The sequence below is a fragment of the Bacillus sp. ILBB4 genome, from assembly GCF_035064545.1.
Taxonomy (GTDB): domain Bacteria; phylum Bacillota; class Bacilli; order Bacillales; family Bacillaceae_H; genus Priestia.
In genome coordinates this window covers 614,893-637,079 of sequence record NZ_JAIQVD010000003.1, presented here as the reverse complement: position 1 = coordinate 637,079, position 22,187 = coordinate 614,893, and the positions used below count along the sequence as shown (strand labels likewise).

At 37.8% G+C, this 22,187-nt stretch carries 29 protein-coding genes; 6 read left to right on the top strand and 23 right to left on the bottom strand.

The window, feature by feature from the left end; genetic code table 11:
* Positions 1–155 precede the first annotated feature (155 nt).
* Entirely contained in the window at positions 156–1,856 is a 1,701-nt protein-coding gene (locus tag LAV82_RS15480) for an L-lactate permease (RefSeq protein ID WP_499716397.1), read from the top strand.
* Positions 1,857–1,915: 59 nt separating this feature from the next.
* Here LAV82_RS15480 and LAV82_RS15475 read toward each other — a convergent pair whose 3' ends face one another.
* The 6 genes from LAV82_RS15475 to LAV82_RS15450 form a co-directional block, all read right to left on the bottom strand.
* Entirely contained in the window at positions 1,916–2,188 is a 273-nt protein-coding gene (locus LAV82_RS15475; RefSeq protein WP_499716395.1) for a hypothetical protein, read from the bottom strand.
* Positions 2,189–2,378: 190 nt separating this feature from the next.
* The gene (locus tag LAV82_RS15470) at positions 2,379–3,674 is read right to left on the bottom strand and encodes an MFS transporter (RefSeq protein WP_057235599.1); all 1,296 of its coding nucleotides are present in this window, start codon (positions 3,672–3,674) and stop codon (positions 2,379–2,381) included.
* Between the two features lie 39 nt (positions 3,675–3,713).
* Positions 3,714–4,496 (bottom strand): carbon-nitrogen family hydrolase, encoded by a 783-nt coding sequence (locus LAV82_RS15465; protein WP_057235596.1) that lies wholly within the window; start codon positions 4,494–4,496, stop codon positions 3,714–3,716.
* Positions 4,493–5,185, bottom strand: a complete 693-nt coding sequence (locus LAV82_RS15460; RefSeq protein ID WP_499716393.1) for a DUF2848 family protein — start codon at positions 5,183–5,185, stop codon at positions 4,493–4,495. The genes LAV82_RS15465 and LAV82_RS15460 overlap by 4 nt, the downstream gene beginning before the upstream one ends.
* The gene (locus LAV82_RS15455; protein WP_057235589.1) at positions 5,182–5,856 is read right to left on the bottom strand and encodes a GntR family transcriptional regulator; all 675 of its coding nucleotides are present in this window, start codon (positions 5,854–5,856) and stop codon (positions 5,182–5,184) included. Before LAV82_RS15455 ends, LAV82_RS15460 begins: the two co-directional genes overlap by 4 nt.
* A gap of 161 nt (positions 5,857–6,017) precedes the next feature.
* On the bottom strand, positions 6,018–6,665 hold the full coding sequence (locus tag LAV82_RS15450; protein WP_499716391.1) for a VC0807 family protein: 648 nt from the start codon (positions 6,663–6,665) through the stop codon (positions 6,018–6,020).
* A 252-nt stretch (positions 6,666–6,917) separates the two neighbouring features.
* On the opposite strand from LAV82_RS15450, the gene LAV82_RS15445 reads away from it, so the two are divergent.
* Together LAV82_RS15445 and LAV82_RS15440 are read left to right on the top strand one after the other, a co-directional pair.
* Positions 6,918–7,064 carry a YuzK family famiily protein gene (locus tag LAV82_RS15445; RefSeq protein ID WP_014459567.1) on the top strand — a complete coding sequence of 49 codons (147 nt, stop codon included), beginning with the start codon at positions 6,918–6,920 and terminating at the stop codon, positions 7,062–7,064.
* A gap of 108 nt (positions 7,065–7,172) precedes the next feature.
* A complete protein-coding gene (locus LAV82_RS15440; RefSeq protein ID WP_211077993.1) occupies positions 7,173–7,976 on the top strand; it encodes a lipid II flippase Amj family protein in 804 nt (267 codons plus the stop codon).
* Positions 7,977–8,003: 27 nt separating this feature from the next.
* On the opposite strand, the gene LAV82_RS15435 is transcribed toward LAV82_RS15440, so the two are convergent.
* The 14 genes from LAV82_RS15435 to LAV82_RS15370 form a co-directional block, all read right to left on the bottom strand.
* Positions 8,004–8,780, bottom strand: coding sequence for an ABC transporter permease (locus LAV82_RS15435; RefSeq protein WP_211077992.1), 777 nt, complete (start codon positions 8,778–8,780; stop codon positions 8,004–8,006).
* On the bottom strand, positions 8,777–9,667 hold the full coding sequence (locus LAV82_RS15430) for an ABC transporter ATP-binding protein (protein WP_211077991.1): 891 nt from the start codon (positions 9,665–9,667) through the stop codon (positions 8,777–8,779). Before LAV82_RS15430 ends, LAV82_RS15435 begins: the two co-directional genes overlap by 4 nt.
* A gap of 12 nt (positions 9,668–9,679) precedes the next feature.
* Positions 9,680–9,871: a PLD nuclease N-terminal domain-containing protein gene (locus LAV82_RS15425; RefSeq protein WP_013057569.1), complete on the bottom strand. Its 192-nt coding sequence runs from the start codon at positions 9,869–9,871 to the stop codon at positions 9,680–9,682.
* Positions 9,872–10,072, bottom strand: a complete 201-nt coding sequence (locus tag LAV82_RS15420) for a hypothetical protein (RefSeq protein WP_013057570.1) — start codon at positions 10,070–10,072, stop codon at positions 9,872–9,874.
* Complete coding sequence (locus LAV82_RS15415; RefSeq protein WP_013057571.1) at positions 10,072–10,392, bottom strand: YxlC family protein; 321 nt, start codon at positions 10,390–10,392, stop codon at positions 10,072–10,074. Before LAV82_RS15415 ends, LAV82_RS15420 begins: the two co-directional genes overlap by 1 nt.
* Entirely contained in the window at positions 10,389–10,946 is a 558-nt protein-coding gene (gene sigY, locus LAV82_RS15410) for an RNA polymerase sigma factor SigY (protein ID WP_223260193.1), read from the bottom strand. The genes LAV82_RS15415 and sigY overlap by 4 nt, the downstream gene beginning before the upstream one ends.
* Before the next feature lie 70 nt (positions 10,947–11,016).
* Complete coding sequence (locus LAV82_RS15405) at positions 11,017–11,358, bottom strand: DUF1033 family protein (protein WP_211077989.1); 342 nt, start codon at positions 11,356–11,358, stop codon at positions 11,017–11,019.
* 397 nt (positions 11,359–11,755) lie between these two features.
* The gene (locus LAV82_RS15400) at positions 11,756–11,974 is read right to left on the bottom strand and encodes a spore germination protein (protein ID WP_013057575.1); all 219 of its coding nucleotides are present in this window, start codon (positions 11,972–11,974) and stop codon (positions 11,756–11,758) included.
* A gap of 109 nt (positions 11,975–12,083) precedes the next feature.
* Positions 12,084–12,605 carry a hypothetical protein gene (locus tag LAV82_RS15395; RefSeq protein WP_499716389.1) on the bottom strand — a complete coding sequence of 174 codons (522 nt, stop codon included), beginning with the start codon at positions 12,603–12,605 and terminating at the stop codon, positions 12,084–12,086.
* Between the two features lie 124 nt (positions 12,606–12,729).
* Entirely contained in the window at positions 12,730–12,969 is a 240-nt protein-coding gene (locus LAV82_RS15390; protein ID WP_499716388.1) for a YiaA/YiaB family inner membrane protein, read from the bottom strand.
* A gap of 278 nt (positions 12,970–13,247) precedes the next feature.
* Entirely contained in the window at positions 13,248–13,448 is a 201-nt protein-coding gene (locus LAV82_RS15385) for a DUF6501 family protein (RefSeq protein ID WP_013057578.1), read from the bottom strand.
* Between the two features lie 79 nt (positions 13,449–13,527).
* Positions 13,528–14,301, bottom strand: coding sequence for an alpha/beta hydrolase (locus LAV82_RS15380; RefSeq protein ID WP_499716386.1), 774 nt, complete (start codon positions 14,299–14,301; stop codon positions 13,528–13,530).
* A gap of 121 nt (positions 14,302–14,422) precedes the next feature.
* Entirely contained in the window at positions 14,423–15,493 is a 1,071-nt protein-coding gene (gene ssuD / locus LAV82_RS15375) for an FMNH2-dependent alkanesulfonate monooxygenase (RefSeq protein WP_211077985.1), read from the bottom strand.
* Between the two features lie 219 nt (positions 15,494–15,712).
* Positions 15,713–16,588 carry an STAS domain-containing protein gene (locus LAV82_RS15370; RefSeq protein WP_372585233.1) on the bottom strand — a complete coding sequence of 292 codons (876 nt, stop codon included), beginning with the start codon at positions 16,586–16,588 and terminating at the stop codon, positions 15,713–15,715.
* 130 nt (positions 16,589–16,718) lie between these two features.
* Between LAV82_RS15370 and corA the strand changes: the two genes are divergently transcribed.
* The 3 genes from corA to LAV82_RS15355 all read left to right on the top strand — a co-directional run bounded on the left by corA (position 16,719) and on the right by LAV82_RS15355 (position 20,222).
* Positions 16,719–17,681, top strand: a complete 963-nt coding sequence (corA, locus tag LAV82_RS15365) for a magnesium/cobalt transporter CorA (RefSeq protein ID WP_013057582.1) — start codon at positions 16,719–16,721, stop codon at positions 17,679–17,681.
* Between the two features lie 445 nt (positions 17,682–18,126).
* Positions 18,127–19,404: a polyamine aminopropyltransferase gene (locus LAV82_RS15360; RefSeq protein WP_211077982.1), complete on the top strand. Its 1,278-nt coding sequence runs from the start codon at positions 18,127–18,129 to the stop codon at positions 19,402–19,404.
* Between the two features lie 83 nt (positions 19,405–19,487).
* The gene (locus LAV82_RS15355; RefSeq protein WP_499716383.1) at positions 19,488–20,222 is read left to right on the top strand and encodes a polysaccharide deacetylase family protein; all 735 of its coding nucleotides are present in this window, start codon (positions 19,488–19,490) and stop codon (positions 20,220–20,222) included.
* Between the two features lie 28 nt (positions 20,223–20,250).
* Here the strand turns inward: LAV82_RS15355 and LAV82_RS15350 are convergent, their stop codons facing one another.
* The 3 genes from LAV82_RS15350 to LAV82_RS15340 all read right to left on the bottom strand — a co-directional run bounded on the left by LAV82_RS15350 (position 20,251) and on the right by LAV82_RS15340 (position 22,148).
* Positions 20,251–20,922: a DUF421 domain-containing protein gene (locus LAV82_RS15350; protein WP_013057585.1), complete on the bottom strand. Its 672-nt coding sequence runs from the start codon at positions 20,920–20,922 to the stop codon at positions 20,251–20,253.
* A gap of 115 nt (positions 20,923–21,037) precedes the next feature.
* Positions 21,038–21,799 carry a M15 family metallopeptidase gene (locus LAV82_RS15345; protein WP_499716382.1) on the bottom strand — a complete coding sequence of 254 codons (762 nt, stop codon included), beginning with the start codon at positions 21,797–21,799 and terminating at the stop codon, positions 21,038–21,040.
* Positions 21,800–21,911: 112 nt separating this feature from the next.
* On the bottom strand, positions 21,912–22,148 hold the full coding sequence (locus LAV82_RS15340; protein ID WP_499716380.1) for a hypothetical protein: 237 nt from the start codon (positions 22,146–22,148) through the stop codon (positions 21,912–21,914).
* Positions 22,149–22,187 lie beyond the last annotated feature (39 nt).

Sequence of the window (22,187 nt, the reverse complement as noted above, 5' to 3'; positions counted from 1 at the left end):
AGTTTCTTTTAGTACTTGCCTATCATAAAAGGATTAGAATATAATGTAAGCGAATTCATTTTTACATAAGTCATCAGATGACCTTATCATCGTAGTTTTAATGGTTTCGTTTTACTAAATTCATAGTTCACTAATTTGAAAATGAGGTGTTAGTTATGACATGGACACAGCAGTTCACTCCTGTAGGAAACAGCGTCATTTGGTCTTCATTAATCGCTTTGATTCCTATTCTTTACTTCTTTTGGGCTCTGGCTATTAAACGAATGAAAGGTTATATGGCTGGAGTTACAACTTTACTGGTCGCGCTTGCTGTTGCAATACTTGGTTATAAAATGCCGGCTAGCATGGCTTTTATGTCAGCCAGTCAAGGAGCCGTATACGGTATACTGCCGATTGGATGGATTATCATTACGTCCGTTTTTCTTTACAAACTAACCGTAAAAACCGGTCAGTTTGATATTATTCGTACCTCTGTCGTATCTATTACAGAAGATCGCAGACTTCAAGCTTTGTTGGTTGCTTTTTCGTTTGGGGCTTTTCTTGAAGGGGCCGCTGGTTTCGGCGCACCTGTTGCTATTTCAGCAGCTCTGCTGGTAGGTTTAGGATTTAATCCACTATATGCCGCTGGCTTATGTTTATTAGCAAACACAGCACCCGTTGCTTTTGGTGCAATCGGTATTCCTATCACGGCTATGGAAGGTCCTACTGGAGTAGCGGCAATGGAAATCTCTAAAATGGTAGGCCGCCAGCTTCCTTTTATTTCTGTATTTATTCCGCTGTATTTGGTTTTTGTAATGGCAGGATTTAAGAAAACATTAGAAGTACTCCCTGCTATTCTAGTATCCGGCGTCTCTTTTGCCCTTACCCAGTTTGTCAGCTCTAACTTTTTAGGACCTGAACTTCCCGATATTTTATCGGCACTCGTTTCACTTTTTGCACTCGCTATTTTCTTAAAATTCTGGAAACCGAAAACAACGTTTCGCTTTCAATCTGAAAAAGCAGCACATGAAGTAGCTTCCGCTTCAGCTGAGCCAAGAGAAACTCAAGATCAACCCGCATTCACGGGGGCTCAAATTGCAAAGGCGTGGTCACCTTTTTTAATTTTAACGATCTTTATTTCTATATGGGGAATTCCTCAAATTAAAACCGCTTTGACAGGACATTATGAAGGAGCTAACGCTTTTTTGAGCGCTATCAATTCCATCGGACATTATTTAACGTTTATGCCAGAAGTACCTTGGTTAAATAATTTAATTTTAAATGGAAATGGAGAACCGATTGCGGCAGTGTATAAGTTAGAATTACTAGGCGCTGCGGGCACAGCTATCCTGTTGTCTGCTGTTGTCACAAAATTTATCGTCAACATCTCTTGGAAAGACTGGTTCATTACGTTTAACGAGACGTGCAAAGAATTAGCGCTGCCACTGCTTACCATTATGTCCGTTGTGGCATTTGCTTACGTGACAAATGCGTCTGGAATGAGTACAACCTTAGGACTGCTGTTAGCTAAAACAGGCGCGTTATTTCCCTTTTTCTCTCCTGTACTCGGCTGGCTCGGTGTTTTTATTACAGGATCAGATACTTCAGCCAACTTATTATTCGGCAACTTGCAAAAAATCACGGCTACGTCTATTGGAATGGACCCGCTTCTTGCGCTTGCAGCAAACTCTTCTGGTGGAGTAACCGGTAAAATGATTTCACCGCAGTCCATCGCCGTTGCCTGTGCTGCGGTCGGGTTGGCGGGAAAAGAGTCCGATTTGTTTCGTTTCACGGTGAAGCACAGCTTATTTTTACTGCTGATTGTCTGCGTATTAACATTTTTACAATCTAATGTATTATCGTGGATGATTCCTTAAACAAAAAAAGCTTCCGTATGTAGAGGTACCCCTCTGAACGGAAGCTTTTTTTGTTTTATTTAAGATCGATTAATGGCATATACAACAAATAAAACTATATCTAGCAAAATCATCACAACACCAACAAGCAGCCAGATGTTTCCTTGAGTCTTTTTCTCTCCTTCTTGCATTTCAAACGCTCGAATAGCAAATACAATTCCACGGGTAAACACAAGAAAAAACAGCTGACGGTAATCGAAAAACGACAGTACAACAAAAATTAAAGTGAAAAACACCATAATCATTTCTAAAATCCGATAAGGCTGCTTTTGACATGCTAATAATAGTTTCATTTCTTGACCTACTTTCATCCCGTTTTTAATAGCGTTATTTTACTATTAATTTTAAATGAGATGTTAGTGTTTCGAGCACTGTTCACTGTTTTGTAACAAACACTTCTATGTAAAAAAAGATAGCTATAGAGATATTCTATAGCTATCTTACCTTCCTTTGGCATGTGGTATGCCAAATAATATGAAAAGCTTATGTTAACGAACGATCCGGGCGTACCCCAAACCATAGTATAATAGCTACAATAATTGGGAGGATACTAACTAGTAAAGCTCCTTCCCATCCAATAGTTTCAGCAAGCCATCCGCACAGAATAGGTGATAAAAACGCTCCAATATTTCCCCATAAGTTCATCCATGCGGAAACAGATCCTGAATACTCATTTCCTAAATCAACTGCTGCTGCCCATGATGTCACAACCGGAAAGCCGAGCGCACCTAAAGCAAGAGTTAACCATAACACATTCATCCAAGGTGTAGTTGCATAGGCTGCTAGATACATAGAGATAGAAAAAACAACCAATCCGCCAATAGCTAAGGCGCCACGTGCAAACATTTTAGATTTCCCTCTCTTTAGCAATGAATCCGAAAGTGCTCCGCCAGTCATAACCGTGATAAAGATGCATAGCCACGGTAAACTCGCGGCGAAACCCATACTGCTGAGAGAGAATTGCCGTGCTTCTAGTAAATAAGTGGGGAGCCACACAAGGAAAAATGTCACAATATATAATACAACGAAGTACTGTAACCCTAATGCCCAGAAGCGTCCATTTCTTAAAAACCTTCCCCACGGGGCCGTTTGCTTAGATTTTTTTTGCACAGTTCGATTCTCTATAATATATGAGAGCTCTTCTTTGCTAATCCATGAATGCTCTTCTGGGCGATTTCTGCCTATTGCATACCAAATGAATGCAACAAGTAAACCTATTAAAGCGAAAATATAAAACACAGCTTTCCAGCCGAGAGACTGATAAATTGCAACGGTTACAATGGGAGCGATAACGGGTCCGAAATAAGAACCAGCAAGCAGTGCACTTGCAGCTCTCCCCTTTTCTTGCTTTGGAAACCAGTACGTATTAAATACTGCGTTTCCTGGATACATAGGACCTTCTCCAACTCCAAACAAAAATCGAACTAAACCAATTAAGCCGTGTGACTTTACTAAAGCGGTTAATCCTGTGAATATAGACCACCAAACTAAAGCATAGAAAACAACTTTACGAGCGCCAAACTTCTCGGCCAGCAACCCAGCTGGTATTTGAGACAAGGCGTACCCTAGTGAAAATAAAGAGGCTAGCATGCCAAACTGAACTTTATTCATATTTAAATCTTCCATCATTGGCTTAGCAATAATGGCGATGTTAGAGCGATCCATGTAAGCAATTAAACCAATTAAAAAGAATAAAAGCGCTAACCACCAACGCAGCCCTACGACCTTTCTTGACTTCGTTTTGTCAGATGACTTTGCTTCATAAACTGGTTGCCCCATTTACTTTCCTCCTCAATATTTTTTGAAAATTCTGTATTTTTAATACAAATCTAACCGCTGATCAGTGATAACTGGAATATGCTCTCGAACATTTTTCACCTTCTCCAACTCAATATCAATAACATATATCTCTTCTTCTTGAGACCCCTCCAAAAGAATTTCACCTAATGGATCAATTACCATTGAATTTCCTGGAAAATGAGTCCCTTCACTTTCTCCGCAGCGATTCACAGCTATAACAAAGCATTGATTTTCAATTGCTCTTGCAATTAATAAGCTTCTCCAATGATCTACTCGCGCTGTTGGCCACTGTGCAACATTAATTAACATTTGGGCGCCGTCATTTACTAATTTTCGAGATAGCTGCGGAAAGCGTAAGTCGTAACATATCATAGTGCCTATTTTTATATCTTGATAAGAAAACAGCCCCAGCCGATTTCCTGCTTTTAAAAATTTATCTTCATCCATCAAACGAAACAAGTGGATTTTATCGTACTCTAATACTTGTTCTCCTTGTTCATTGAAAACTAGCATGGTGTTGGTTACTTTCTTCCTGTCGGAGCGACAATTTAAAATACTTCCACCAATAACTGTTACATTATGCTCTTTAGCAAATGACGATAACACCTCTTTTGTGAGTACACCATTTCTATCTCCTAACTCCTGTGCGCGCTCTAAAGCATAGCCTGTATTCCACATTTCGGGCAGCACAATTACATTTGGTTTTTCTTTCATTGCCTCGGACATAAGCATTTTAGTATGCTGATAGTTCCAATCTGGTTCACCAATCTTAACATCCAATTGAATCAGCGCAATCTTCATACTCTCACCTCTTGTATAACAATCGAGTAACAACTCTCAATCTTTCGGTTTAACACCGGATCACCAAGCTCATATTCAAATTTACTACCATATACAAAACCTTCTAACGTTGGAACTGTTCCTGAAAAAATGACTGTATTTGCGATATCTTTATAACCAAATTCCTCTAATTTATTGAGAAGATCATTAACGCTGAGCAGAGAAGTCAGGGCATGGTCTTGATATTTTCGTTTCCCTTGTTCATCTGTAATCCAAGAGCGTAAATATAGCTGATCCCAATGATTTTGAACGTCTTCTAAACGCCAAAACTTAGTCGCAAGAGGCTTAGGACAAGCTTCTTTTGAAAGTTGAATATCTTCAGTTTCGAGAAATCGGTCCGTATGGTCACTTCCAAGGGTAATTAGCCATTCTGTTCCGTTATGAAATAAAACATATTCTGCCTCCCCCGACGTTTCTTTTCTTGCAACGTTAATTGCTTGTTCAAAAGACAGATTAGATAGTTGCATTGGATAAACAGCTGGTATAGTTGACGGCGGAGCGACTCCAATTTCCGCCAACTCGTCAATGTGCTCCTGGACTTTTTTTAAATCTCTACCACCATAGCCAACAACAAGAACATCTTTTATATGAATGTCTTCCTCTTTTATTCCCTTTTCTACACTTTCCACATAAACGGTTACTTTTTTCATTTACTGACATCTCCTTCTTTATTTTTTAAACTGGCGAGTACAGCTTCTCGAGTAAGATCAATATGATTAAGTACAGCTTTCTTTGCTTTGTCCACGTCTTTTTCTTTTAAACAATCAATAATAGCTGAATGTTCTTTTAACGTCTCTTCTATTCGATTAGGTAAGTAAGAAGCGCTAATTCCAAACCATCGCATTTGATCACTGACAGTTTGCACTAGATTAACTAATCTTCTATTTCCACTTAATTCTGCTAAAAAGATATGAAAGTCTTTATCTGTAGAAATAAATAGTTTATTTTCTTTTTGCAGTTTTACCTGCTGCTGATAAAGCTGTTCAATCATTGAAATTTGTTCCTCTGAGATTATCGGAATAAGTAGCTCTACTACCAACACCTCTAAACCACGTCTAATTTGAATGACTTCTTCTACATCTTTTACGGTAATACTGCTCACTAACGTTCCTTTTCTCGGAATTGATGTAACCCACCCTTCTAATTCTAAAATTGGAATAGCTTCACGAATCGGTGTGCGGCTGATTCCTAATTCTTCGCTTAATTTTCTTTCATACAAGACTTCTCCAGGAGCAATGGTATGATCGATAATAGCGTTTTTAATTCCTTCATACGCCTGCTGCTTTAGTGATAACGGCTGTGTTAATTTTGATAAACTCATAATTTTATCTCCTTTGATTCTTTTGGCATGTGGCATGCCAATTACTTCTTATTTCTAGTATATACATGAGAGAACTTCTTTACAATATATTTGTCAGAAAATTTAACAAACTTATTCCTGCCACAAAAAAAGCGTACGTTAGTTAAACGCACGCTTCTTTTTTATTCATTTACATTTGGATTCACCGGATTATCAATCCCTGTTTTGTCTTGAATTTTTTTATAGATAAAATACGTGTAGACAGCAATTAAAATGGAGAATGCCCACGTAACGGCCTGACGGAATACAATCATGTTCCCGTACCCTTCTACTCCGTACTTTTGAATCAATACGTATTTTACAATTGCTAAAAATACGTAGCGGCCTGCGAACAGTACTGTAAGCCAGTTCATCATTTTGAATAAATCAGGCTGGTGGAAAAGCTTAAGAGAATCTTCTCGCTTATAGCCCATTAAGTAAGCCGTATCTACAAAAAAGTACAAACCAATTGGCTTTTTTATCACAATGGTAAAAAGGACAACTACAGCTAGTCCAATCATAAAGTATACTTGATTGTTTAACATTGTTGCTGCGTTTCCTGAAATTAAATCAATAATGGTACGTGCCAGCAGCGTAATGACAATAAACAATCCTGTTACGTTAAACTGGCGATCTTTAATAAATGTATAAATGGTATACACAAACGCTGGTGCTGTTGAAAGCAAAATGGCATAGTAATCACCAATAATGTCTTTTCCTTGGTTCCATATTAGGTAAGGAATAGCGATATAAAAAAGTAAATCAAACCATACTCGTTTTGTATTGTTCATATATAACTCCTTTAAAAACGTTGTTCCTGCTATTATATGGGATACTACGCAAGAAAAAAAGGCTTTTACCTGGAATGTTATGAAATTTTAATCATTTGATGTTTAGATCCAGAGCGACAGGGAAAACGACTTCTAGAAAGACTTCAAGAATCATAAACATCCAAACACTTGAGCAGCAATACATGTGCCACAAGTGAAAAATGCTGAAAGGATTGATTCATTATCGCACTTCACCTAACGTACACGTCAGAAATGGAAAAGGCCATGCAGCTTTCTCACGGCGTGGGGTATGCTGAATATAGCCGTAAACTAGACAAACGTCTACAGGTGGAAAAAGAACGAGAAAAAGATTATCAGGCTAGCAAAGATATACTGCGTGATATTAACCAGCATCGATAATAAAAAGCCGCTTGCTACTCTTGGTAGCAAGCGGCTTTTTATTTACAAATGAACCAAATTTATACATAATAAGGAAGTGCGTGTATCAAAGAAAGGAACTTGCTTATTATGATAGAAAAATTACTTATTATTTGTGTATTTGTAGGAATTATTCACATGATTGAAACACTAGCCTACTCTGTGAGACTTGCGGGTTTGAAAACTCGGAAGCTAGTCGTAGCTCTATCTCTTTTTAATATTATTGTCATTGTTTCAAGAACAGCTAATATGGTGCAAGCTCCGCTGACCGGCAAATTAGGAGATGCGGTCCAGTCTAAAGAAGATTTGCCCGTTCTGCTTCATCAGCTTCAAACTATCTTGCTCGCGGCCTCTATTGGGACAATCGCAGGTGCTCTTTTAATTCCTAGCTTTGTATCAATCTTCTCCCGAATGATTTCACATTTAGAAGTAGCGGGATCTGTACCCAAAATGATGAAAAACATTGCTTCCATACATACGCTTGAGAAAGCAAAAAAACACGTGAAGCGTCCTAGGGGGATTATGCTGTCTCAGCTGCGAATAGGCGGAGTGCCCAAGCGGTTGCTTCTTTTGAATTTAATGGCTACGACCATTTATACAGTAGGTGTTCTTTCCACTCTTTATGCTTCTACGCTCGAGCCTACTCTTTCTAAATCAATTCTGATGTCTTCTGGTCTTATTAACGGACTAGCGATGATTACCCTTGCTGTGTTTGTAGATCCGCAAGTAGCCATTTTAACTGAAAAGGTAATGAAAGGTGAATCCACTAAGCAATCTATGAACAAAATGGTTGGTACACTCGTCATCTCTCGTTTGTGCGGGACAGTATGTGCCCAGATTCTCTTAGTCCCCGCTGCTTTTTATATTGCATGGATTTGCAAATTAATCCCTTAGAAAAAAGACTTCGTTAAAGAAGTCTTTTTATACATATTCCACTTTTTTGTATCTACGAACAGCAGCCATTAAAAGAAAAAAGCTGCTCATTAACGTAACAACTACGGTATAGGTGACACTTTGTGACCAGTGCAATTGTTCAAGCAGGCGAGCGGCGTATTGTGACAGCGCTGCAGGACTCCACTTTAATTGATTCGTAAACAAAGTACTCAAAAATGAAAGTAACGCAATGATCAAAATGCTTACTCCAGCAATCCCTCCGCTTTGTAAAAGAAATGTTCCAGCTGCCACTAAAACGGACAAGATAAAAATCAGCCACAGGCTGTATAAAAGAAAGCTAACTAGCATATGAGTCCAATCCACATATGAAAATAAAAGATTTGTATAATACCATGCTGCTATATAGCTTATAAACGTTGAGCCAATGACCAGTACGATTTGCGCAGCCCATTTACTCATAATGTATTGAATGACGCTCACCGGTCTCATCATAACAAGTACAGCAGCATGACTTTGTCGTTCATTTGAAATCATATTCATGCTTGCTAGTACAATCAGTAAGGTTCCTATTGTGCTATATTGTGAAAGGACACCTTGCATTACTTCTTGACCGGTGGGCGTAGGAAGTTGAATAATTGCTCCTTTTGGTAAATTCCCTGCCATGTTAATGATTTGTGGCATATAATAATTCGTTAAAGGCTGTGTGATGCCTAGTAAAATTAGAGAAATTGGCAGCCAAATTCCTTTGCCGTTCGCAAATAATTCATGCAGTTCCTTTTTAAATAAGACTCCAAATGTGTTCATTTGTTCATCACCTCTAGGTACACATCTTCGAGAGAATGCTGTTTTCGTTCAAATAAAACAAGGTTTGCTTGTTGATCAACAAGCAGTTGAAGCAGTTGCTGCTGCTGAGATGTATCTTTTACACCTACAGTGGCTTTATAAGGAGAATGAAACAGCACCTGTTCACTTGGCAGACTGCTAAGTGATGCAGGGAGCCTTTCTTCTGTTTCAATCGTAAAAGCAGGAGCCGTAAACTCTTGGCGCAGCGAACTCTTTGTTCCATTCCATTTCATACGTCCGTTTTTAATCATGATAATGTTATCGCATATTTGTTCTGCATCATGCAAAATGTGAGTTGAAAAAAGGATGGTCGTATCTTTTTTTAATGTTTCGATAATCATTAGGACATCTTTTCTGCCTTCAGGATCCAAAGCCGAAACCGGTTCATCTAGAATTAGCAGTTCAGGTTTATGTAACAAGGCTTGCGCCAAGCCCAAACGTTGTTTCATTCCTCCAGAAAAGCCAGCAATTTTCTGCTTTTCCTTTCCTTTTAAACCTACAGTTTCAAGTACTTCATCTATTCGTTGGGAAAGCACATTTTTTGAAATGTTAGATAAAAGACCTAAAAAAGTTAAATACTGCTGAGGCGTCATCCAATTAAAAAACGTAGGATGCTGTGGCAGAAAGCCAATAAATGATCGTACGTCTTGATGTTGTTTATCTTCAAAAGAAGTTTTCCCTTTATTAGGTGCAGTAAGACCTGCAATCATATGCAAAGTAGTCGTCTTACCTGCACCATTAGGGCCTAACAACGCTGCACATTTTCCTTTGTCGAGATTAAATGAAAGGTTATTCACAACAGTTATATTACGATACGCTTTTGTCAGTCTTTCTACTTGCATAAACATCTTAGCTCCACCTCACTGTTTTTTACGTCCTAAAACAAAATATAAAACGGGGCCAACTGTACTTACACATAAAATGATGAGTCCCCATAACCATTTTGGCCCGTTTGTCTCTTCTTGCTTTATGCAGCTTATCAATGCTGGAATCATTAAAAGCAATTGTAAGAATAGAATTGGAGCAATTAACAACCAATTAATGTCCTTCATTTACATCCCCCTTTTTCTTCGTGCTGGAAGCCAAATAATAAAAAACCAATAAAACAGCGTTGGCATTGGAATTTGAATCAGTCCCCATATTCCCCAAAACCATGGATGAGCGCCGCGTTTTTTTGCATTGATAAAAAGTAGAAAGCTTTGAAGAAGGAGAAATGGTGAAATAAACAGCACAAGAATCCATTTTTCATTCATTATAAAAACATCTCCTTTTTTCGTTTATAGTGAAAAACGATAAAAGAAATAGGAGCAACAATGATCCCAATTACTTCAATGGCGATAAATAAGGCAGGTATTTGTAAAATAGCAGTTGCCATTACCGTTAAAATAACAAGTGCTGTTAATGTAAATAAGCATAATTCTTTCCGGAAAGCTTTTTTCTGCTTTTGTTTTTGAATGAGAAGCTGTTCTTGAATTGCATGAAGAGAAATACGTTCATGACTTGCTAAACTCTCTAGCTGCTCCCAATCTTTTTTTAAAGAATGTAAGGACTGATTGTCATTTTCTTCTCTCATTCTTTCCACTCCTTTCTCAGTATGTTTACTCCTTTATTTACTCTTGATTTGACCGTTCCTGCTCGCATATTCAGCATATGGGCAATCTCATCGTATGTATATCCGTAATAATGTCGAAGCAAGACAGGAATTCGAAAGCGCGAATCGAGTTCATTAAAATCGGAAAACATCTCGCTCCATTCCACTCCTTTGTATTTAGCTTTCCACTGAAGCTGGTGCGATAAAGACTGCTTTATTCGCTGGAGACTGCTTTTTTCACGTTTTTGCTTACGCAAATAATCCATGTACAGTCTTGAAGCAATGGATATCATCCAAGTCGAAAACTTTGCTTCATTTTTGTATGAAGAAAGATTCACGTAACACTTCATCATTGCTTCCTGACACAATTCACTGCATAAGTCCTCATCTAATGTCAGCTTTAAAAGGTATTTATATAAAAATGAATGATAGCGCTGAAATAATAATGAAAAGGCATCATCATCACCTTGTAATGCTTTTTGGACAAGGATGAAATCATCTTGTTCCAAAGCGGTCACCCCTCCTTTTTGTTTCATCACTTATATGACGCTTTAGCGATTGAAATCGTTCATTTTTTATATAAAAAAAACGCCCCGCAGGACGTTTTTATTTAGTACGAAGCATTTTTAATCCTTCTTCATCTTCTTCTAATGAATAGACTTCATCGTTTTTAGCGAATAAAACACCGTGGAAGATTTGAAGATCATCATCACAGGCCTCGCAAAATTCCTTTTCGCCTTCGTTCCAAAAGCTAAAAAGCGCTAGTTCATCACTTCGCACGCTCTCGTATTTTTGATGAAATTCATAAATCATCATCGCGTAGTAGCGAAGCGCTTCTTCTTTTTTTTCAAATTCAATGGTTTCAATAATATCTTTTTCCCAGCCTTCTAAAAACAGCCAAGGTTCACAATCACTTTTTATCTTATGAACTCTCCATTTATCTGTCATGATTGAACATCTCCTTACGTACAGCTTACTTCTAAAAATTCTCTTTTCCTTATTATTCAGCAAAAATAACTTTGAATCAAGTAAAACGGAAAAAAACGCCTATTTTCAGGAAATAGACGCCAACAAGGTAGCTTAATCTGAACTTCTTTTTTATATTAATAATAGCTCCTTAAACTATAAGGAACTAAATTACCCGTATAGTACTGGGTAACGGGAGGAAAAACGCCCGCTGAAGGCGTAATTTTTCCCCACCAATATGGGTTTTTCCCCCACCAGTTGTCCATTGCTCCATCAGGTGACACGACAAATCCAATTGGACGTGCAAATGAAGGCATAAAATGCGGATAAAACGAATACTGAAAAGGCGTGTAGAAAGAAGAGTAAAATATCTCTTTCCTTAGCCGTTTCCAAAGCCGGTTTGGTCAGAACCATCCGGATCGAGCGTATTTGTATTAGAAAGTCCCGAATTTGTATTTACACAAATTCCTGTATTTGAAGAGCCCGAACCTTGTGCAGTTTTACTGTTACTTTTTGGAGAAACATAGTACGTGTCGCCAAACGTAACGACTCCTCCTGTAACGTTTGGAATCACTACATGATTAATAACAATCGGCATTATCCTCACCCTTTTTATTTTCATCGTGATGTAATATATGAACGATTTATCAAAAGGGTTATAAATTAATGGATATAAATAAAAAATCCCCCTGCAGAATGGGGTATTTTTACGCTTTTACCTCTTTTTTAGAATGACTTAATTCATCTCTTAGAATATCAAAATCTCGTTCTGCTACTTCTTCAATTTTAGTATACAATTCCTTCTCTGTTAGAAGTCCTTTTTCTTCAAGTAATTCGACAAGAGCCTTAAACTTTATTCTAGATGAAAGCATTTCGTTTACCGTGCTCTCTGTTGGCTGTTCATTTTTCACTTGTTCTTTTGCTTTAACAGGTTCTTGCTGCAGCTTCACCCTGAAAACAATATTTGTATGATCTGTAATTTCAGGTGACTGATAAAATGTGCTGTGCGAAATGTTTTTTAGTGTTAGCGTTTCTTTTGTCTCCATATTTGTTACTTCAAAATACGGATCCTCAAAAAATGCATCATATTTATCATAAGCTGCTTTGCCTACAACCGAAAAAGAAAAGTTTAGCCTTTTCAACTCTTCACCTGTATTCGCATCAGTAATCATTTTTTCTTCAAACATATCAACGTGAAAATTTACGTTATTAATCATTAGTTGTGTCAATTCAATCGCCTCCTTCTTTATTAATACGACATGGAGTGACAAGTTCCCTGTTTTTTTATATAAAAAACATCTCCCAAAAATGGGGATGTTTTTCAAGGAGCTAGAAAAATGCTCTTTTTTAGCTCTACAATTCTTCTTCTGCTTTGTCATATTTGCGTTCGTGCGCCGTATCTTCTTCGTTATCACGAATGGTTTTTTGGAGCGCAAAAGCAGACATCGTTAAGTATAATGTTCCAACGGCATAATAACCTTTTACCGGTAATGATGCATCTAAGGTATAAATTCCTATAAACATAGCTAATAGTGCTGTAATAAAAGCTGTCCATGCTAAAAATGTAAAAGCTGCTGTATTACGCTTTTTCATCGTATGACCCGCTCTTTTCCTTTTTCTGTTAAGCGTCGCTTTCATTTTACATTGTCAAATAATTGTTGTCATGGGTATTTATAGTCAGTTACCCTTTTAATCAGAACAAGAAACGGAGGAATTTAGGTCTTACATCTTATTTTTATCGTAAAGCTTTTTTTCGAAATGATTAGATATATGGAATTTCTCTTTAAAAGTATGTTCATTCGTTTTCATTAAGAGAAGCTCCAGGTAATTATTGCAATAAAAAAATCATCGCCAAGACGATGATTTTTTGTTTAGCCTTCAAAGTATTCTTTATAAAAGCCGCCGACTTGGCCAGTGTTATCAACAACAAAATAAAACTCTTCTGTTTCGTTTTTCACATCATATGTTTTTCCTGCTGTTAAGACATTTTCAACCACGAATTTTTTTGCATCTGTATGTATGCATTTTACTTGTTTAATTGTTGGACGATCGTTCCATTCTAAATGAATCATGTATGTACACTCCTTTGTTTTCATTCAAGATTCATTTTATCTTACTTGAAGTAAAAAAGAAACGGAGCGAATTTAAAAATTAAAAAATTCGCTCATGCACTTTTTTTTTGGCAACTGTTGCTTGTACAAACTGTGCTGTTTGTGCAACAATTGTGTCTTTATCAAAATCCATCGACGCAACATGGTAAGAGTTTGGAAGCATGTGCTGTCTTTTTTCTGCTGATTGAATATGGTTTAAGATATAAGCTGAATTCTCAGGCGGTACTACGTTATCAACTGTTGATGTTAGTACTAAAGCCGGGCACGTTACATAAGATAAGCGTTCTTTCGTTTCATCCATTAAAGAAAGCAGCTCACGCATAGAACGCACTGGTACTTTATCATACGTAATTTCATGTACGTTTGGATCTTTAATATCAGGATGCTCTTCTTTTAAATAACGAGGCGTATGACGAGAACGATAAGGCTCCATTGAAGGAATGGACGTCATAGCCGGATTGATTGCAATAACTCCGTCAAGATCTAGTCCTTGACTCGCTGTATGAAAGGTAAGAGTGCCTCCCATGGACTGACCTAAGATAAATACATGACGGCATTCTTGCTTCAAACGCTGATACCCATTTAAAAAGTCTTGCTTCCATTCCTGGTACGTTGTTTGTTCAATATCATAGTAGTGAGTACCATGTCCCGTTAGTCGCAAACCGTACACAGTAAAACCTTTTTCAGCTAATTCTTTTCCGATATATTCCATACTTTGAGGAGTCCCCATAAATCCATGAGAAACAAGTATACCAATGTCGTTGCCTTTATAATAAAAAGATTCTGCGCCTTGAATTACGTCATAACGTTCCATTTTCTTCACCCTTTATCACAAATTTTCTGACTAAATGAACTATCTTTATAATACACCTATAATTCCTATAAGTCAACTGGGGTATTTATTTTTTTACGATTCAAAAAGAACGAAGCAAGAATTATCTCTTGCTTCGTTCTTTTTGAATATGTGGAAATACTAGCTCAGCAAACGTATATGCTTCTTCTAGATGCGGGTAGCCTGATAAAATAAATGTATCTATTCCTAGCTCTTTGTACTCTTTTAAACGATCCGCTACAATTTCAGGACTTCCAACAAGAGCAGTTCCAGCACCTTCTCGTGCTAAGCCAATTCCCGCCCATAGATTCGGAGCAATCTCCAGTGCCCCTCGATCTTTTGTGCCGCTGTGCAAACTTGACTGTGTTTTTTGGGCAATGGAGTCAAATGACGCAAACTTATCTTGAAACGCTTTGATCGTATCATCATCAACATGTTTAATTAATTTATCTGCAGATTCCCACGCTTCGTCTTCCGATTCTCTTACAATAACGTGCAGGCGAATACCAAAGCGAATGTCCCTACCTTCGTTTGCAGCTTTTTCTTTCATCTCATCAATTTTTGTTTTAATCACTGCGGGCGGTTCCCCCCATAACAAATATACATCTGCATGCTTTGCTCCTACTTCTTTTCCTGCTGGAGAAGACCCGCCAAAGTACAGCGGAGGATACGGTTTTTGGACAGGAGGCGATGGAATGTACGCGCCTGTTACATCAGCATGTTCTCCTTTGTAGTCGACTTTTTTTCCTTCCATTACATCTCGCCAAATCGTTAAAAATTCATCTGTTAACTCATAGCGTTTATCGTGGCTTAAATAGTTACCGTACGTTGCTTGCTCCACGGGATCTCCTCCCGTCACAATATTTAACATAAGTCGGCCGTTTGACATTTGATCGAATGTCGAAGCCATCCGTGCTGAAAGTGTTGGAGACATTACACCCGGGCGAAGTGCAATTAAAAACTTCAGTCGATTCGTAACGGAAGCAAGTGCCGACGCAATCACCCATGAATCTTCACAATTTGAACCAGTAGGCAACAAAGCGCCGTCATATCCTAGATAATCCAGTCCATGTGCGATTTGCTTTAAGTAGTGAATGTCGCTTGTTCTGCTTCCTTCGGTTGTGCCTAGATAATGTCCGTCGCCTGCTGTAGGGAAAAACCATAAGATGTTCATTTCTATTTCCTCCTAAATATTCTCGTATTCTATATAAAGCGTTTTCATGTTGTTTGTTCAATTCTTGTCCGCTAATTACAGAGATGCATTTTTATATTAGCGTATGTAATACTACTCTTTTTATTTATTAAATTAGTAAAATCATAATACCTCTTTAACCTATATGTCAAGTATGAATTAGGATAAAAAAACAAGAATTAAAAGTAATTCTCGTTTGCTCTATTTCCTCATACGTGAAGCCATCGCGTTAGCAAGGGTTGATTTTGTTGATATATTTTCAAACGATAAACCTAAATGAGAAGCGGTAATTGCGATTTCAGGACGTACCCCAGAGATAGTTGATTCTACACCTATTAATTTTAATGCATCAATCAGCTGGAAAATCTGATGAGCAACCATCGTATCAACAATAACTACTCCTGAAATATCAATATAAAGGTGATTCACTTGCTGTTCAGCGCAGCGAGTTAACGTATTTTCTAAAATTCGGCGCGCTCTTGCTGTGTCGATGTCCCCAACAAGCGGAAGAATCGCAATATGATCGCTTAGTGGAATAACTGGCGAACTCAGCTCATTAATCAGTTCTTTGTGTGCTTCAAGCAACCGCTTTGAATGCTGATGGTGCTCTTCTACAAATTTATAAACGGTGATATCAAACACGCGTACAATCAATTCGTTCCATTCATCTAGTTCTTCTTGCGTAATATCTTGCTCGCACTCTTCTACAAATTGATTTAAATACGTTAAATACTGTTTTCTAACTCGGAAAAATTCTCGAATAATATAATGAATAGGCGTTCTTACATGCTCTCCGTCTTCCGCAATCTTTAAAATCCACGTTTCAAATGAATCAAAAAATTCTTTTTCATTTTTTATAAATACATCGGCTATGTATAAATGAAATTCATTATTTTGATCTTTTAATACTGAAATGACTTCCGGATGAGTAGATGCATAAACCGATTCTGGGTCATTGTCTTCAAGGCTTTCATACCATTCTTCCGTCAGTTGATCTGCATGTTTTAAAAAAAACATTCGAAGTGCTTCATTTTTATTCAAAACGATTCCCCTTTCCATACGAGCTACTACTATCATTATAATTTAACTTTTTCACCCTTACTAGTTTTATAAAAAGAGAAGAAAGAAAATTATTTTTTAAAATACGTATAGTTTATGATTTTATGCTACATTGAAAATAGCTATAAAAACACAAAGGAGTTTTTAAATGATACGAACGTTAGCTCTTAAGAACGATGACAAACTTGTGAAACATATACAATTAGATCAGATTCACGACCCCTCTATTCAGTACTATTGGATTGACTTTAACTGCCCTTCTGAAGAAGAAGCGCTGCTGCTTCAATCATCCTTTCACTTTCATCCGTTAGCGATTGAAGATTGCTTTCATTTTCTGCAGCGTCCAAAACTCGATTATTATGAAGGATACAGTTTTTTTGTCCTTCATTCGTTAAATCGTCAAACGTTAGAAGCTGAGGAAGTTGACCTTTTTATCGGCGAAAATTATATGGTTACTTTTCATTTTCACCCGTCAGCTGCAATTGATAAAGTATGGGAAAAGCTGCTTCATACACCTTCGATTCAAGAAAAAGGGATAAGCTATCTTGCGTATTCTGTGATGGATAAAGTGGTAGATGAATATTTCCCCACTGTATATCAGATTGAAGATGAGCTGAATGATATAGAAAACATAGATGCAAAAAAATCCATCTCTGTTTTAATGGAAGATGTATTCAAACTTCGAAGTGATTTGCTGAAAATCAGAAGAACCATTTTGCCTATGCGCGATTTATTGTACCGTGTTATAAATTCTGAACGCTTAGATGTTCATCCTGAACAAAAAAGGTATTTTAAAGATGTCTATGACCACTTATTAAAATTAGCCGATATGATTGAATCAAATCGGGAAATGACGTCTGATATGCGCGATAATTATCTTTCTCTTAATTCAAACCGGATGAATTCAATCATGATGACACTGACTGTTATTTCATCTATCTTTATTCCCCTTACCTTTATCGTTGGCGTATACGGAATGAATTTTGAAAATATGCCTGAGCTAAAGTGGCACTATGGCTATTTCTTTGTGCTTGGCTTCATGGGACTGATAACGCTTGGATTAATTCTATGGTTCAAGCGAAAAGGCTGGTTTAATACTGATAAAGAGTAGAAAGGTTGAGACATAACGAAATTAATCCAATGTAAAGACGAACAAATTGGGTAAGTGAGCTAGTGCTGTCAATTTCCGCGCAAGACTTCGTTTTCCGCGGGCGGCCGATGAGCCTCCTTGTTGCTTACGCTCCTGAGGGGTCTCACCTGTTCCGCTTTGCCCGCAGGAGTCTTCGCCTTGCCCTCCAATTAACAGCTATTACATACGGTAAATCTACGTTCACCATCATAATGAAAAAATCCGAACGAGTTGAATTCTCCGTTAAGAATCTCGATTGATTGTTTGGATCTTCCTTCAACGAAAATACGTCTGTCCCAGCTTCTTTTCTACGAGAAGATAACTAGTTATTTCCCGAAAATATCCATAAAATAACGTGCTTACGTTTCCTTTTTCTAAAAAGTTTCATAAGATAGTGAAAATAATGCTCAAAAAGGAGGCTGAAGTAGTGGATATTAAAGGCAAACACTTGCTAATGGATGCGTTCGAATGCGATGAAGTGATATTAAACGACCCCTCACTTTTAAGAAGAATTCTTGTTGAAGCTGCACTAGATGCAGAGATGGAAGTTTTGCACTGTTATTTTCACCAGTTTACGCCCCAAGGCATTACAGGCATTCTCGTATTAGCTACCTCTCACTTGTCTATTCATACGTGGCCGGAGGAAAACTACGCTTCATTAGATTTTTATACGTGCGGAGACAAAGAAATAATTGAAATTGGTTATGCGTTACTCAAGCAATTAGCTTCAAAAAAAGCTGTTGTGTATTCGATTTCTCGCGGAATTCAACACGCCGAAACTCCAACAAAAAATCGTCGGCATGCTGAAAGCACTCGTCTTCTCAATCGTGGAGATGACTCAGATCACGTTAGTCTAAAGCAACTCTTATCAGGCCAGCATGACATTTTGTTTCATCAAAAAAACCGTATTCAAGATATTCAGCTGATTAAAGCATCTGATATTCGAATGTATTTGGATGAACAGCTGCAATTTAGTTCATTGGATGAACATGCGTACCATGAAGCTCTTGTACACCCTATCTTTGCAGCTTCCTTACGTCCTCACCGCATTCTTATTCTAGGCGGTGGAGATGGTTTAGCTTTACGAGAAGTCCTTAAATATAAAGAAGTTAAAGAAATAGACCTTGTGGAAATAGATGCTGACGTTGTAAATGCTGCGATGAATGTAGAAGAATTAAAGAAGTTAAATCAACGCTCATTTGAAGATTCTCGTGTCACCGTTCATATTCAAGATGCTGTTGACTACCTCTCTTTGAATACAGCGTGTTATGACATCATCATTATTGACTTTCCTGATCCTACCAACAAAAAAATAAGTGCTCTTTATACAAAAGAATTTTACGCACTTCTCCAACGTTCACTATCGCGCAGCGGCTTGGTCGTATGTCAGTCAAATTCTCCTAGAGACACACCTATCGTTTTTTGGAGCATTAATAAGACGATGAAAGCTTCTCAGTTTTATACGTTGAGCTACCACACCATTATTCCTTCTTTTGGAGATTGGGGTTTTCACATCGGCTCGAAAACACCTTTGTCTGCCCCTATACTCTCTACTGATATTTTATATACTACGCTGCCATCAGACTTTACTAAGTTAATGCGTTTTTCTCCCCATTCTCTTTCTAAAAAACAGTTTGCAGTTGTGAACTCTGCTGAGCACTTGGTTCTGCATAAAATATTTAAAAAAGAAGGCTTATATTTGTAAAAAAGAAAGCTTGGCTTATACATTCCTTTTCTTTTGACATACTAAAACAGTCTCGTCACCACTGTGCAACAGAAAGGATTGTTATGAGAAAAATTTCGGTTTTTGTTATCTTAGTGCTAACTGTTATTTTCCCTTCCCCCGCTTTTAGCCAAGTGAAAGTGCCTGTCCTGATTTACCATTCTATTGATGCCTACACAGGCCATGGGGAAAAAGAACTGTATGTGACGCCTGAAAATTTTGAGAAACAACTTCTTTATCTTAAAAAGCAAGGATATACGCCGCTAACATTTGAAAAATGGCAGGAACTAAAGCGTGTGAAAAAACCTATAGTTATTACATTTGACGATGGATATAAAAATAATCTTACTATCTTGCCTATTTTTCAAAGAGCAGCCAGCCCTCAATTTCATCCAGCGGCTACAATTTTTGTGATTTCAGATTTTATCGGCCGTCCCAGCCGTTTGTCGCCAGCCGATTTAAAAAAATTTGTTGATTCAGGATTTTTTTCTATTCAGTCTCATACCGCTACTCATCCGGATTTAACTAAGACGAAAAATTTATCCTATGAGCTAGCTGATTCAAAACGAAAAATTGAAGCCATTACGAGCCAGCCCGTTATTGCTGTTGCTTACCCCTATGGAAAGGTCAATAGCCGCGTAGTGGAAGAAACAAAAAAAAATTATACATTTGGTCTTTCAACCATTCCAAAATTTTTTACTGAAAGCGGACAAAAGAATGAAAACTATCTTATTCCTCGTCTGTACGTCACGTATTCTACAACGATTGAAGATTTTGCTAAGCTATTAAAAGAAAGCTAAAAACCCTTTCCTTTTAAGGAAAGGGTTTTTAGAATTTTGTTATTTCCAGTCCTCGCTCTTGCTGCCATTCAGCATAAAAAACTTCGCTGTATTTTTTAATTTTCTTGATTGCAAGCTGTTTTTTTAACCATTTTTCATCTACGTTTGCTTCTTTCAAATTACCAGGCACTACTTTTCCATCCATGATTAAAGCAATAGGTAAATTGGTTTGAGAATAAGGGATGTTTAAATCATTTTTCGTTGGAGGGCCGAATTCGTGTTTAGGAGCGACGCTCACCTCTCCATTTGTTTCTAAAATGACGTATTCTGCTTCATACAGTGAAAAATACCCTTGCTGTCTCATTAGATGCTGAAGCTGATTCAAGTCCAAGTTGTTTTTCTTAAGCTCTTTATAAAGGATTTTCCCTTTATAAATAATCATTGAAGGCTTTCCTTCAAGAATTCCTCTAAACCCTGTAAAGGTTTGAGATAGCTTTGTCACTGCGTAGATCAGAAGCCCCCAAATCAAAACGCTATAAAGAATTTCAGTTAACTCTACTCCTTTTTCAAGAGCTGCATCCCCCACAATATTTCCCAGGACAAGCGTTGTAATAAAGTCAAACGGAGTGATTTGAGCAAACTGTGTCTTACCTAAAAGCTTCAGCATAATAAATAGCGCTAAAAATCCACATATCAGTTCAATCGCAATATCTTTATACATTGATACCCTTCCTCTATAGCAAGCATGTTATAGTATCAGTTTGTATCATATGTGAGAGTGATAAACCTGACTTTTGATTTTTCTTTTCTTCGTTCTCCAGTTATAGAACTTTTGATTAAACTTTTTTCTTATTTGCATAGGTTTCTAACGTTGCATATTGATTAAAAATGGATGCGGCTGCTTTTTTCCCTACATATCTAAGGTGCCATGGTTCGTATTTATAGCCGGTAACCTGCTCTTCACCTTCAGGGTATCGAATAATGAATCCGTATTGATAGGCATTTTTTGAAAGCCAATGATCTTCTGGTGTATCAGCGAAGCAGTCTGCTGCAGCACACATTCCACTTCCTCCCGTGACCTCGATTGCTAGTCCCGTTTCATGTTCACTTGTTCCAGGGTAGGCGCTATAGGTGCGTGCTTGTTCTTCACCGTCTCGCTTTGCATAAAATGCAAAAAGCTCTTTTTGACGCTCGTGAGATCGATAACCAGATACACCAAGTAAGCTGATTCCCTCTTTTTCAGCATCTCGGAAAAGTTCTTCAAGCGCTTGTGCCGCAGGCTTTCTAAGCATTCGTTTTTCTATTTTTTCGTTGAAGATAAACGGAACGTCGGCATAGACTAAATCAGAAGGCTGATAGGATTCAGGAAGCTGATGCTTTTTATTAACTAAAGCCGCAACCGATTCTGGATTGGCTATTACCACTGTTTCGTCTACATTAGATTTCGTTAAAGATGAAGAAGCTGATGAGCTTTCTAGTTTTTGAGCCTGTCCATTTTTTGTGAATTCTCTGGCAGGCTTTGATGAAGAATTGCTTGTTCCGCACCCTGCTATCATCAGCGTAAAAGCTAAAGAACAAATAAATAAAAAGTATTTCATGATGTCTTACTCCTTTCAAACGGCTTTTGATGCGCTACAAAAGCCTATAAAGAAAGGATAAAATATAAATGTTTCTCTCTGTTATTCAGTTGTTTCAAACTTGTAAACACTCTTAAAAAAATTTAAGGTATAAAAAATAGAAATGAGGCTGAGACATAACGAAATGAACCCAACCCACAGACGAACAATCTGGATACACGATCTGGACTGCTTGCTCGAACGCTGTTGCTTTCCGTGCAAGGCTTCGCTTTCCGCGGGCGGCCGATGAGCCTCCTCGTCGCTTTCGCTCCTGCGGGGTCTCATCTGTTCCGCTGTTCCCGCAGGAGTCTTCGCCTTGCCCTCTAACCAACAGCTAGAAGCACCTGCGTTCACCATGATTATAAAAAAA

What these genes read in the sequence shown, in the direction of transcription:
- ssuD (WP_211077985.1), bottom strand. Translation starts at nt 15,493, where the DNA reads ATGAACATCTTATGGTTTTTCCCTACAGCAGGCGACGGACATTATCTA.
- LAV82_RS15440 (WP_211077993.1), top strand. Translation starts at nt 7,173, where the DNA reads ATGATAGAAAAATTACTTATTATTTGTGTATTTGTAGGAATTATTCAC.
- LAV82_RS15400 (WP_013057575.1), bottom strand. Translation starts at nt 11,974, where the DNA reads ATGCCGATTGTTATTAATCATGTAGTGATTCCAAACGTTACAGGAGGA.
- LAV82_RS15370 (WP_372585233.1), bottom strand. Translation starts at nt 16,588, where the DNA reads ATGATAGTAGTAGCTCGTATGGAAAGGGGAATCGTTTTGAATAAAAAT.
- LAV82_RS15390 (WP_499716388.1), bottom strand. Translation starts at nt 12,969, where the DNA reads ATGAAAAAGCGTAATACAGCAGCTTTTACATTTTTAGCATGGACAGCT.
- LAV82_RS15420 (WP_013057570.1), bottom strand. Translation starts at nt 10,072, where the DNA reads ATGAATGAAAAATGGATTCTTGTGCTGTTTATTTCACCATTTCTCCTT.
- LAV82_RS15385 (WP_013057578.1), bottom strand. Translation starts at nt 13,448, where the DNA reads ATGATTCATTTAGAATGGAACGATCGTCCAACAATTAAACAAGTAAAA.
- LAV82_RS15430 (WP_211077991.1), bottom strand. Translation starts at nt 9,667, where the DNA reads ATGTTTATGCAAGTAGAAAGACTGACAAAAGCGTATCGTAATATAACT.
- LAV82_RS15345 (WP_499716382.1), bottom strand. Translation starts at nt 21,799, where the DNA reads ATGAAATACTTTTTATTTATTTGTTCTTTAGCTTTTACGCTGATGATA.
- LAV82_RS15435 (WP_211077992.1), bottom strand. Translation starts at nt 8,780, where the DNA reads ATGAACACATTTGGAGTCTTATTTAAAAAGGAACTGCATGAATTATTT.
- LAV82_RS15355 (WP_499716383.1), top strand. Translation starts at nt 19,488, where the DNA reads ATGAGAAAAATTTCGGTTTTTGTTATCTTAGTGCTAACTGTTATTTTC.
- corA (WP_013057582.1), top strand. Translation starts at nt 16,719, where the DNA reads ATGATACGAACGTTAGCTCTTAAGAACGATGACAAACTTGTGAAACAT.
- LAV82_RS15480 (WP_499716397.1), top strand. Translation starts at nt 156, where the DNA reads ATGACATGGACACAGCAGTTCACTCCTGTAGGAAACAGCGTCATTTGG.
- LAV82_RS15350 (WP_013057585.1), bottom strand. Translation starts at nt 20,922, where the DNA reads ATGTATAAAGATATTGCGATTGAACTGATATGTGGATTTTTAGCGCTA.
- LAV82_RS15465 (WP_057235596.1), bottom strand. Translation starts at nt 4,496, where the DNA reads ATGAAGATTGCGCTGATTCAATTGGATGTTAAGATTGGTGAACCAGAT.
- LAV82_RS15405 (WP_211077989.1), bottom strand. Translation starts at nt 11,358, where the DNA reads ATGACAGATAAATGGAGAGTTCATAAGATAAAAAGTGATTGTGAACCT.
- LAV82_RS15470 (WP_057235599.1), bottom strand. Translation starts at nt 3,674, where the DNA reads ATGGGGCAACCAGTTTATGAAGCAAAGTCATCTGACAAAACGAAGTCA.
- LAV82_RS15450 (WP_499716391.1), bottom strand. Translation starts at nt 6,665, where the DNA reads ATGAACAATACAAAACGAGTATGGTTTGATTTACTTTTTTATATCGCT.
- sigY (WP_223260193.1), bottom strand. Translation starts at nt 10,946, where the DNA reads ATGAAACAAAAAGGAGGGGTGACCGCTTTGGAACAAGATGATTTCATC.
- LAV82_RS15455 (WP_057235589.1), bottom strand. Translation starts at nt 5,856, where the DNA reads ATGAGTTTATCAAAATTAACACAGCCGTTATCACTAAAGCAGCAGGCG.
- LAV82_RS15425 (WP_013057569.1), bottom strand. Translation starts at nt 9,871, where the DNA reads ATGAAGGACATTAATTGGTTGTTAATTGCTCCAATTCTATTCTTACAA.
- LAV82_RS15415 (WP_013057571.1), bottom strand. Translation starts at nt 10,392, where the DNA reads ATGAGAGAAGAAAATGACAATCAGTCCTTACATTCTTTAAAAAAAGAT.
- LAV82_RS15380 (WP_499716386.1), bottom strand. Translation starts at nt 14,301, where the DNA reads ATGGAACGTTATGACGTAATTCAAGGCGCAGAATCTTTTTATTATAAA.
- LAV82_RS15475 (WP_499716395.1), bottom strand. Translation starts at nt 2,188, where the DNA reads ATGAAACTATTATTAGCATGTCAAAAGCAGCCTTATCGGATTTTAGAA.
- LAV82_RS15460 (WP_499716393.1), bottom strand. Translation starts at nt 5,185, where the DNA reads ATGAAAAAAGTAACCGTTTATGTGGAAAGTGTAGAAAAGGGAATAAAA.
- LAV82_RS15445 (WP_014459567.1), top strand. Translation starts at nt 6,918, where the DNA reads ATGGAAAAGGCCATGCAGCTTTCTCACGGCGTGGGGTATGCTGAATAT.